The 11199-nt window shown below is 68.8% G+C and carries 8 protein-coding genes; all 8 read left to right on the forward strand.

What is annotated here, in order from left to right; genetic code table 11:
* Nucleotides 1–2420: 2420 nt before the first annotated feature.
* The 8 genes from AB0L64_RS17660 to AB0L64_RS17695 all read left to right on the forward strand — a co-directional run bounded on the left by AB0L64_RS17660 (nucleotide 2421) and on the right by AB0L64_RS17695 (nucleotide 11147).
* Entirely contained in the window at nucleotides 2421–3299 is an 879-nt protein-coding gene (locus tag AB0L64_RS17660; RefSeq protein WP_363712360.1) for a deoxyribose-phosphate aldolase, read from the forward strand.
* Nucleotides 3300–3335: 36 nt separating this feature from the next.
* On the forward strand, nucleotides 3336–4235 hold the full coding sequence (gene iolB, locus AB0L64_RS17665; protein WP_363711164.1) for a 5-deoxy-glucuronate isomerase: 900 nt from the start codon (nucleotides 3336–3338) through the stop codon (nucleotides 4233–4235).
* Nucleotides 4232–6145 (forward strand): 3D-(3,5/4)-trihydroxycyclohexane-1,2-dione acylhydrolase (decyclizing), encoded by a 1914-nt coding sequence (iolD, locus tag AB0L64_RS17670; RefSeq protein ID WP_363711166.1) that lies wholly within the window; start codon nucleotides 4232–4234, stop codon nucleotides 6143–6145. Before iolB ends, iolD begins: the two co-directional genes overlap by 4 nt.
* Nucleotides 6145–7032, forward strand: coding sequence for a TIM barrel protein (locus AB0L64_RS17675; RefSeq protein WP_363711168.1), 888 nt, complete (start codon nucleotides 6145–6147; stop codon nucleotides 7030–7032). The genes iolD and AB0L64_RS17675 overlap by 1 nt, the downstream gene beginning before the upstream one ends.
* Nucleotides 7033–7114: 82 nt before the next feature.
* Entirely contained in the window at nucleotides 7115–8110 is a 996-nt protein-coding gene (locus AB0L64_RS17680) for a sugar ABC transporter substrate-binding protein (RefSeq protein WP_363711170.1), read from the forward strand.
* A 9-nt stretch (nucleotides 8111–8119) separates the two neighbouring features.
* Nucleotides 8120–9166 (forward strand): ABC transporter permease, encoded by a 1047-nt coding sequence (locus AB0L64_RS17685; protein ID WP_363711172.1) that lies wholly within the window; start codon nucleotides 8120–8122, stop codon nucleotides 9164–9166.
* Nucleotides 9163–10071, forward strand: coding sequence for an ATP-binding cassette domain-containing protein (locus tag AB0L64_RS17690; protein ID WP_363711174.1), 909 nt, complete (start codon nucleotides 9163–9165; stop codon nucleotides 10069–10071). Before AB0L64_RS17685 ends, AB0L64_RS17690 begins: the two co-directional genes overlap by 4 nt.
* The gene (locus AB0L64_RS17695; RefSeq protein WP_363711176.1) at nucleotides 10068–11147 is read left to right on the forward strand and encodes a Gfo/Idh/MocA family oxidoreductase; all 1080 of its coding nucleotides are present in this window, start codon (nucleotides 10068–10070) and stop codon (nucleotides 11145–11147) included. The genes AB0L64_RS17690 and AB0L64_RS17695 overlap by 4 nt, the downstream gene beginning before the upstream one ends.
* Nucleotides 11148–11199: the final 52 nt, after the last annotated feature.

Raw genomic sequence — 11199 nt, forward strand, 5'->3', positions numbered from 1 at the left:
CAACCGGCCACAGCGCGTCAGAAGACCGCCGAGGTGCGGGCCACCCCGGCCCGGACAACCGGAGGGCTGCCGGGCACGCCGGGCCGGACGACCGGAGGAGTGCTGGGTACAGCGGCTCGGACGACCCGACGGTTCCTGGCCACGTGGGATCGGACGATCCGAACGCTCCTGGGTACGCCGAGTCGGATGACCGGAGGACTGCTGGGCGCCCTGGGTCGGAGGACCCGAGGGCTGCTGGGAACAGCAGGCCGCCTGCTGAGTACGGCGGGACGGACGATCCGACCGTCCTTGGTTACACAGGCTCGAACGCTCCGAGAGCCCGTGAGCATGTCACGTCGAACGATCCGACGGTTCGCCCACGCGTAGGTTCAAACGACCCAACGCTGATCGCACGCCGCCCTGACGCCGTCGGCGCGGACGACCCGACGGTCATCGCGCGTCGTCCTGAGGCAACCAACCCCGGCGACCCGACGGTGATCCCACGTCGCCCCGAGACCTCCGGGCCCGACGACGCAACGGTGATTGCGCGCCGTCCTGAGGCTGCCAACCCCGGTGACCCGACGGTGACCGCACGCAGCCCAGAGTCGGCCGGCCCTGACGACCCGACGGTCATCTCAGGCTCGTCGCCTCACGGCTCCCATGCGACCCCCGGCGGACCCGCCGGCCACGGCAGCCGTACCACCCAGGGCGCGACCTCGAACTCTCCCGGAGCCCCGAACGCTCCCGCGACGCACAGCGCTCGCGTGACCGGAAGTGCGTCTCCAGAGCCGTCAGCGCGGCAGTACGCCGACACGCCAACCGCAGGCCTGAACGACCCAACGGTCGCTGTACGCCGCCCAGACACACCCGGTCCCAACGACCTGACGATAATGCTCGACACCTCCCGAGGACAGGCAACCCCCGACGGCCAAACCACCGCCATCGGAAACCTGAACCTCCCCGCCACCACCCCACCCGCCCACGACGGGCCCACAAACGAACAGACCCACCCTGGACAGGCCACAAGCGAACAGGCCGCGGACAACCGAACCCCAGGCGAACAGGCCCAGCCGGACCTCAACAACCCAAGCCCGCACGACCCAAGCACGCACGAGCAGGCTGCGCGCGAGCAGGTTGAGCATGCGCAGGACATTCGCGACGAGAGTGTGCGTGCACAGGCTGCAGGTGTTGCTGTCCGAGATGGCCTGGCGCGGGGCTCGGCGGGAACGTCGCTTGGTCACCAGTTGAGCGGCGTGACAGTACGCGGTGAGCAACGGGCAACCGTGCCTTCTCCACAGGCAGGCCAGCCGTCCGGCGCGCCGCGAGCCGCGCATGGTGCGAACGCCGACGCCCAGGTGCCATCGAGCGCTCCGACGCGCGATCCGGAACTGGCCAACGGGCGTACGGGAGCCCGACTTGATCCGGAACCGGCAAACGGGCGTGTGGAAAGCGTGTCCGTCGAGGAAGCCGACACGGCAAGTCACCCGCTGGTTGAGCAATCGGTCGCGTCAGACGGCCAGCAGCAAGCGTCGTCGTCTGACGCCCCTGCAACCGACGACGAGACTGCCGACCAGCCGGCCGTCTCCGCGCACGCTGGCACGCCGGAGCCTGGAGCTGGAGCAGGAGCTCCGGCGACCAAGAGAGGTGTCGACCCAGGCGCAGACTACTCGGCGGATGGTCCCGACGCTCCAGTCAGCTCGGGTGACGCAACGAATGCCCGCGAACCGGGAGTCGCAGGCACTGCCGGTATGGGCGGTGTCCCCGATGTGTTGGTCGGGTCGGTCGGCGCAACGGACGCCGGCGAAGCGGGAACAGCAGGCACCGCGGGTACGGGCGGTGTCCCCGATGTGTTGGTCGGGACGGTCGGCGGATCGGATGCCGGGGAACCGGGATCCGCAAGCACAACCGGTGTGGGCGGTGCCGCTGGTGCCGTGGGTACCTCGCGTGGTGCCGGTGCGGCCGGTCTGCCTGATTCCGCGAATGCGGGCGGCGGGGTGGCCGGGGCGGTTGGTGCTGCGGGCGTCGGAGCAGGAGCCGGTGCGGTTGGTGCGGGCCGCGTCGTTGGCGCGGGTGAAGCGAGCGCTGAGGTGTCGGGCGGAGCTGCGGAGACTGGGGTTGAGGGTGCCTCGGCGGCTGGGGATGTCCGTGGTGTCGGCGAGCAGCCTGCGGAGGACGTGGGGGACGCGGTCGGTGAGCTGCCAGGTCGCGGCGCGGGTGGGCGTGTCGCGGGGCAGACCGGTGGCGAGTTTGCGGGGCGGGTTGGCGGGAAGGGCGATGGCGCACGTGCGGGGGGCGATGGTGCCGGAGAGTTGGGCGGCGCCATGAGTCGGTCGTCCGGTGTCGTCGCTGCTGCCGGTGCCGCGAGCGCCGCTGGTGGTGTGGATGGTTCGGCCGGTGGTTCTGGTCGGTGGGGGGATGAGTGGAAAGAGTTTGGGGAGCGGTTGGGGGAGTTGACTGAGATTCGGGTTCGGCATCCGGAGCGGGTGGCTGAGGGGTGGTTGCAGCGGCGGACCCGGGCGTTGGTGGGGGATGACGGGCGGCTGTTGATCGTGGCTGCGGATCATCCGGCGCGGGGGGCGCTGGGAGTGCGTGGGGATCGGATGGCGATGGGGAGCCGGGCGGATCTGATTGCTCGGTTGATGATCGCGTTGCAGCGGCCGGGGGTGGATGGTGTGCTGGCTACCCCGGATGTGTTGGAGGACCTGCTCCTGCTCGGTGCGCTGGAAGGCAAGGTCGTCATCGGGTCGATGAACCGGGGCGGGTTGCAGGGTGCGGCATTCGAGTTGGACGACCGGTTCACGGCCTACCGGACTGCTGACGAGATCGCCGCGCGGCGGCTCGACGGCGGGAAGATGCTGACACGGATCGATCTCGACGACCCAGGGACTGTGGCGACGCTGGAGAGCAGCGCGGCAGCGGTGACCGGGCTGGCCGAGCACAAGTTGATGGCGATGGTCGAGCCGTTCTGGTCGACGCGCGGCGAGGACGGGCGGGTCACGAACCTGCTCGATCCCGACTCGGTCATCAAGTCGATCCAGATCGCGTCCGGTCTCGGCGCGACGAGTGCCTACACCTGGCTGAAGTTGCCGGTCGTGGACGAACTCGATCGCGTGATGGAGGCGACGACGATGCCGACGCTCCTGCTCGGTGGTGATCCGACCGCCGCGCCGGAGGCGACCTACGCCTCGTGGGGCAAGGCGCTCGAACTGCCGTCGGTCCGTGGACTCGTGGTCGGACGTGCGCTGCTGTTCCCGCCGGACGGTGACGTGGCCACGGCCGTCGACCAGGCCGCCGCGCTGGTGCACGGCGACACCGCATGACCCGGACAGCTGAGGTTCCGAGGAAGGACAGTTGGGATGACTGAATGGGTTCGGCCGGCCGGGACCGCGGCGAGCGACGGCTTCGAGCTCGCGGTGCGGCCGGGCGAGGCGGAATGGCATCACAGCGGGCTGCTGGTGCGGAATCTGCTGCCGGGGCAGTCGGTCGAGATCGAGACCGGGGACTGTGAATACATCGTCCTTCCGTTGAGTGGCTCGGCGGAGGTGATCGTCGACGGCGAGGCTGTCCCGCTGGGTGGTCGGGCCGACGTGTTCGCAAGCGCGACGGATCTGGCCTACGTGCCACGCAATTCGACCTTCGCCGTGGTCAGTGCCGGCGGTGCGCGGATCGCGTTGCCGCATGCGAAGGCGGCGACGGACCGGCCGTTCCGGCGGATCGGTGTCGAAGAGGTCGAGACCGAACTGCGGGGCGCCGGGGTCGCGTCCCGGCAGGTCCGCAACTTCGGTACGCCGGGGGTGCTCGACGCGGACTCGATCATCGCCTGCGAGGTGATCACGCCGGCCGGGAACTGGTCGTCCTACCCGCCGCACAAGCACGACGAGCACAGGCCGGGGAAGGAGAGCGAGCTCGAGGAGATCTACTACTTCGAGCTGCAGCTGTCCGACGACGTGCCGGAAGGTGTCAAGGGCAACGATCCGATCGGCTACCAGCGGGTCTACGGCACCGAGGAGCGACCGATCGACGTGCTGGCCGAGGTCCGCAGCGGCGACGTCGTCCTCGTCCCGCACGGCTGGCACGGTCCGGCCATGGCGCCGCCGGGCTACGACATGTACTACCTGAACGTGATGGCCGGCCCCGGCGCCGAACGCCAGTGGCTGATCACCGACGACCCGCAGCACGCATGGGTCCGCGAGTTGTGGAACTCCCAACATATCGATCCGCGCCTGCCTTTCGGACAAACAGGAGAAAACTCATGACGGTGCGTCTCACGGTCGCGCAGGCGCTGGTGCGATTCCTGAGCGTCCAGTACTCGGAGCGGGACGGTGGCCGGCAGCGGCTGATCGCCGGCTCGCTGGGCATCTTCGGCCACGGCAACGTTGCGGGGCTCGGCCAGGCGTTGCTGCAGTCCGAACTCGAGGACCCGAAGGCGTTGCCGTACATCCTGGCCCGCAACGAGCAGGCCATGGTGCACACCGCAGCTGCCTTCGCCCGCACCCGTGACCGGCTCCAGACCTACGCCTGCACGGCAAGCGTGGGTCCGGGCTCGACCAACATGGTGACCGGCGCGGCTCTGGCGACGATCAACCGGTTGCCGGTGCTGATCCTCCCTTCCGATGTGTTCGCGACCCGGGTGGCAACACCCGTGCTGCAGGAGCTGGAGAACTTCGGTGCCGGTGACGTGTCGGTGAACGACGCCTTCCGTCCGGTGTCGAAGTACTTCGACCGGATCTGGCGCCCCGAACAGTTGCCGTCGGCGCTGATGAACGCGATGCGCGTGCTGACCGACCCGGTCGAGACCGGCGCGGTGACGCTGGCGCTGCCGCAGGACGTCCAGGCCGAGGCGTACGACTGGCCGGAGGAGCTCTTCGCCGAGCGCACCTGGTACGTCGCGCGCCCCTTGCCCGAGGCATCAATTGTCGACAAGGCGGCAGATCTCCTACGGTCCGCGCAACGACCGCTGATCGTCGCCGGTGGCGGTGTGCACTACTCCGGCGCCGAGGAGGCGCTGCGTGAGTTCGCCGAGCGGACCGGTATCCCGGTGTCGGAAACCCAAGCAGGGAAGGGATCTCTGCGATACGACCACCCGCAGGCGGTGGGGGCGGTGGGGTCGACCGGGACCACGGCGGCCAACGCGCTCGCCCGGGACGCCGACGTCGTGATCGGGATCGGCACCCGCTACAGCGACTTCACGACGGCGTCGCGGACCGCCTTCCAGAATCCGCGGGTCCGCTTCCTGAACATCAATGTGGCGCGCTTCGACGGTGACAAACATGCCGGCCTCCCGGTGGTGGCCGATGCGCGGGAAGCCCTTGTTTCGTTGGGATCCGCGCTCGGCGAGTGGTCCGTGGATGCCAAGTACACCGCCGAGTCCCAGGAACTCACAAGGAACTGGAACGGAACTGTGGACGCAGTCTTCCGGCCCTCCGCCGAGGTGACCGGGAAACTGGCCGAAGGACTGCTGACCCAGGGCGAGGTGATCGGCGCCGTCAACGAATTGTCGGCGGCGTCTGATGTGGTTGTCTGCGCGGCCGGCTCGATGCCGGGTGACCTCCACAAGCTGTGGCGGCCGCGCGACCCGAAGGGATACCACGTCGAATATGGCTTCTCCTGCATGGGATACGAGATCGCCGGCGGGCTCGGTGTGCGGCTCGGCGCGCCGGATCGCGACGTGTTCGTCCTGGTCGGCGACGGGTCGTACCTGATGATGTCGAGCGAACTGGCCACGGCCGTCCAGGAGAACCTGAAGATCATCGTGGTTCTCGTGCAGAACCATGGCTTCGCGTCGATCGGCGCGCTGTCGGAGTCCCTCGGCTCGCAGCGGTTCGGGACGGCGTACCGCAAGCGCACCGGTGACGGCAGGCTCGACGGCGACTACCTGCCGATCGACCTCGCGGCCAACGTGCGCAGCTTCGGTGTCGAGGTGATCGAGGTCCACAGCCGGCCCGACCTGGAGAAGGCCATCCAGACCGCGAAGGCGGCCACGGGACCGATCGCGATCCACGTCACCACGGACCCGCTGATCGGCGGTCCGGACAGCGACTCCTGGTGGGACGTCCCGGTCAGCGAGGTGTCGGAGCTGCAGTCGACGCAGGCCGCGAGCGCGTCCTACGAGGAGAGCAAGAAGGCCCAGAGGGTGTACCTGGCTCCGGTCGAGGGAGACCGCTGATGGGCAGAATCGACATCGGTACGGCGCCGGACTCGTGGGGAGTGTGGTTCGCCGACGACCCGCAGCAGACCCCGTGGAGCCGATTCCTCGACGAGGTCGCCGCGGCCGGCTACACGCGCATCGAGCTCGGTCCGTACGGTTACCTGCCGACCGATCCGGTCCGGCTGAAGGACGAGCTCGACAAGCGCGGCCTCACGATGACGGCGGGTACGACGTTCGAGCAGTTGCACCGCGCCGACGGCTGGGACGCGACCTGGCGCGACGTCGTGAAGACCGCCGAGCTGACGGCCGCGATGGGTGCGCAGCATCTCGTCGTGATGCCGTCGATGTGGCGCGGCGACGACGGCGAGATCGTCGAGGAGCGGCTGGACCGCGACGGGCAGGCGCGACACGGGCAGGCCGTGACGGAGCTGGGCCGCCGGCTGGCGGAGGAGTTCGGGCTGCGGACGCAATACCACCCGCACGCGGACGGGCATGTCGACACGCAGGACACCGTCGAGCGCCTCCTCGAGCAGACCGACAGCGCCTACGTGAATCTGTGCCTCGACACCGGCCACATCAGCTACTGCGGCGGCGACAACCTCGAGTTGATCCGGAAGTACCCGGACCGGATCGGTTACGTCCACCTCAAGCAGGTGGATCCGAAGGTCCTGGCCGAGGTCGACGGGCTGAGCTTCGACGAAGCGGTACGGCGGGGCGTGATGTGCGAGCCGCCGAAAGGCGTCCCCGAGCTGCCGCCGGTGCTGGACGCGCTGGCCGGGCTCGACGCCGACGTGTTCGCGATCGTCGAGCAGGACATGTACCCGTGCCCGCCCGACGTACCGCTGCCGATCGCGACGCGGACGTTGGCGTATCTCACTGGATGTGGGGGTGGCGGATCGAGATGACGGCCGCGGGAGTGTGACACTCTCGGGTCCCACGCAAGTCCGCGGAGTGGCCGCGGAACACCTGAAAGGCTGGTACCAAGTCATGGTTCGGTGGCAGAAGAAGGCGATGGCGGGGGTCGCGGCCGTCGCGCTCGCCGCGGCTCTGGCCGCGTGCAGCTCCTCCGGGGGTAAGCAGAAAGAGGAGAGCTCCGGCGGCAGCGGCGGCAACGTCGCGGACACGCCGCGGATGAAGGTTGCCCTGATCACCCACTCGGGTCCTGGCGACACCTTCTGGGACATCGTCCGGCGCGGGGCCGAGGCGGCCGCGAAGAAGGACAACATCGAGCTGCAGTACTCCGCCGACCCGGACGGTGCTGCCCAGGCGAACCTGGTGCAGACCGCGATCGACTCCAAGGTCGACGGCATCGCCGTGACGCTGAACAAGCCCGACGCCGTGATCCCGAACGTGAAGAAGGCGATCGCGGCCGGCATCCCGGTGACGATCCTGAACGGCGGGCTGGACCAGTGGAAGACCACCGGCGCGCTCGGGTACTTCGGCCAGGACGAGCGGATCGCCGGCCAGGCGACGGGTGAGAAGCTCAAGCAGCTCGGGGCGAAGAAGGTCATCTGCGTCATCCACGAGCAGGGCAATGTCAGCCTGGAGGCCCGCTGCCAGGGCATCAAGGACAAGTTCGGCAACGTCGAGAACGTCAACGTCAACGGCACCGACCAGCCCGGTACGCAGGCCACCCTGACGTCGAAACTGCAGGCGGACAAGACGGCCGACTACGTCGTCGCGCTGAACGCGGGCATCGCACTGACCGCGGTTCAGGCGGCCAAGGACGCAGGCTCGTCGGCGAAGGTCGGCAGCTTCGACATGAGCAAGGAGATGGCCAAGGCCGTCGCCGACGGGACCGTGCAGTTCGCCGTCGACCAGCAGCCGTACCTGCAGGGCTACCTGGCGATCGACGCGATCTGGCTCTACCGGACCAACGGCAACACCATCGGCGGCGGCGAGGCGACCCTGACCGGACCGGCGTTCATCGACAAGTCGAACATCGCGGCCGTGCAGAAGTTCGCCGAAGCCGGGACGCGCTGAGGTAGCGCCATGGCATCGACCATCACCTCACCCGTCTCGGCGGACGACCGCGTCTCCGCCCGGTCCCTCGCCGCCCGGCTGCTCAGCCGGCCGGAGATCGGATCGCTCGTCGGCGCGGCCGTGATCCTGGTGTTCTTCCTGATCACAGCGCCGCCGTTCCGCGACATCAACAACACAGGCACGATCCTGTACCAGGCCGCGCTGATCGGTGTGATGGCGGTGCCGGTCTCGCTGCTGATGATCGGCGGCGAGTTCGACCTCTCGGCCGGTGTCGCGGTGACGACATCGGGCCTGACCGCGGGCCTGTTCGCCTACCAGTTCAGTGTGAACGTGTGGGTCGGCATCGTCGTCGCCCTGGCGTTCTCGCTGGCGATCGGGCTGTTCAACGGCTGGCTGCTGATGCGGACGGGCCTGCCCAGCTTCCTGGTGACGCTGGGCACGTTCTTCATCCTGCAGGGCCTGAACATCGCGGTCACCCGGGCGACCTCCGGCGCCGTCGCGTCGAACTCGATCAGTGACATGGACGGGTTCGACGCGGCGAAGGCGGTGTTCGCGTCGGAGTTCAAGATCGGCGGCGTGACGATCAAGATCATCGTCGTCTGGTGGATCGTCTTCGTCGCGATCGCGGCCTGGATGCTGCAGAAGACCCAGATCGGCAACTGGATCTTCGCTGCCGGCGGTGACGCGGCGGCCGCCCGGGCCGTCGGCGTACCGGTGAAGAAGGTCAAGATCGGCCTGTTCATGACGGTCGGGTTCTTCGCCTGGTTCGCCGGGATGCAACTGCTGTTCGTGCAGAACGGCGTGGTGCAGTCCGGTGAGGGCGTCGGCAAGGAGTTCCTGTACATCATCGCGGCGGTCGTCGGCGGCTGTCTGCTCACCGGTGGGTACGGGTCCGTCGTGGGCGCGGCCGTCGGCGCGCTGATCTTCGGCATGGTGCAGCTCGGTGTGGTGTACGCCGGCTGGAACCCGGACTGGTTCAAGGCGTTCCTGGGCGCCATGTTGCTGCTGGCAACCATCGTCAATCTCGTCGTCAAGAACCGGGCGGAGGCACGATGACCACCACGGAGTCCTTCGCCGACGATGCCGCGACCAGCCCGAACACGCCGATCGTGCTGCTCGAGGACGTCGGCAAGAGTTACGGCAACATCCAGGCGTTGCGCGGGGTGTCGCTCTCGGTCCGGCAAGGTGAGATCACCTGCGTGCTGGGTGACAACGGCGCGGGCAAGTCGACGCTGATCAAGATCGTCGCCGGGCTGCACGACTACACCTCCGGCCGGATGTCGGTGAACGGCGAGGAGCGGCACTTCGGTTCGCCGCGGGAGTCGCTGGACAGCGGTATCGCGACCGTCTACCAGGACCTCGCGCTGGCGCCGCTGATGTCGGTCTGGCGGAACTTCTTCCTCGGTAACGAGATCACCAAGGGACCGTTCCGGCAGCTGGACGCGGCGAGGATGAAGCGGATCGCGCAGGAGGAGCTGACCAAGATGGGGATCTCGATCCCCGATCTCGAGCAGCCGGTCGGCAAGCTGTCCGGCGGCCAGCGGCAGTGCGTGGCGATCGCCCGCGCGATCCATTTCGGAGCCAAGGTGCTGATCCTCGACGAGCCCACCGCGGCGCTCGGCGTGAACCAGTCGGGCGTGGTGCTGAAGTACATCGTGCGGGCGCGCGACGCGGGGATCGGGGTCATCTTCATCACCCACAACCCGCACCACGCGTACCTGGTCGGCAACCACTTCGTCGTACTGAAGCTCGGCCGGGTCGCGCTCGACACGCATCGGGCCGACATCACGCTGGAGCAGCTGACGACCGAGATGGCCGGTGGTTCCGAGCTCGAGGCATTGAGTCACGAGCTCCGGGAGATCGATCCTGGAGTAGTCGTCGCACCGGCTGACGGGGAGGCGGGGCGGCCGACGGACGCGGCGGCGGCCGACGACGAGGAGAAGGGGCAGGCGGGGACATGAACGAGCTGCGGATCGGCATCGTCGGCGTGGGGGTGATGGGCGCCGACCATGCCGAGCGGATCGCGCGGAAGACGGCCGGAGCACGCCTGGTCGCGGTGTCCGACGCGGATCAGGCGCGTGCGGAGGCGCTGGCCGCCCGGTTGTCGGACGGCTCAGCCGGCGGGAAGTCCCGCGAGAGCAGTGCCAGGCACGCGGGCGGTACGGCGTACGCGGAGACCGTGCGCGTCGTCGAGGATCCGATGGACCTGATCGCGGCCGACGACATCGACGCGGTGATCCTGGCATCGCCGGGGTTCGCGCACGCGGAGCAGCTGTTCGCCTGCCTGGAGCACGCGAAACCGGTGTTGTGCGAGAAGCCGCTGACGATGGACGCGGCGTCCGCGTTGCGCGTCGTCGAGGCCGAGCACAAGCTCGGCCGGCAGCTGATCCAGGTCGGGTTCATGCGCCGCTTCGACCCTGAGTACTCCGCTCTGAAGGAGCTGCTCGACTCGGGTGACCTGGGCCGGACCCTGCTGCTGCACAACGTGCACCGGAACAAGTCGGCCGCGCCGACGTTCCGCAGCGAGATGATTGTCCGGGACTCGATGGTGCACGAGGTGGACATCGCCCGGTGGCTGTTCGGCGAGGAGATCACCCGGATCACCGTGCACACCCCGGCGCCGACGAGTCTGGTCGCCGAGGGCGTGCTCGATCCGCAGCTGGCCGTGTTCGAGATGGCGAACGGGGCGATGGCCGACGTGGAGGTGTTCGTGAACTTCCAGGTCGGGTACGAGGTCCGGTGCGAGGCGGTCGCCGAGCGTGGAAGCGCGACGATCGGCCTCGGGTCCGGCGTCTTCACCCGGGCCGGCGCGCGGTGGGGCGGCGCGATGCCGGCCGACTTCCGGATCCGGTTCGAGCAGGCCTACGACATCGAGGTGCAGCGCTGGATCGACGCCACCGCGCGCGGCGAGACCGGCGGGCCGAGTGCTTGGGACGGCTACGCGGCGGCCGCCGTGTGCGAGGCCGGTCTGGAGTCGTTGAGCACCGGTAAACCCGTCGACGTCGTGCTCGCCGACCGCGCCAAGATTCTGGGCTGAGTCGCCCGCAGCAGAGACAGCATTCTGAAACACCCCCGGCAGTGAGGAAACA

Origin of the sequence: Kribbella sp. NPDC051936, from assembly GCF_040680955.1 — a bacterium.
Taxonomy (GTDB): domain Bacteria; phylum Actinomycetota; class Actinomycetes; order Propionibacteriales; family Kribbellaceae; genus Kribbella.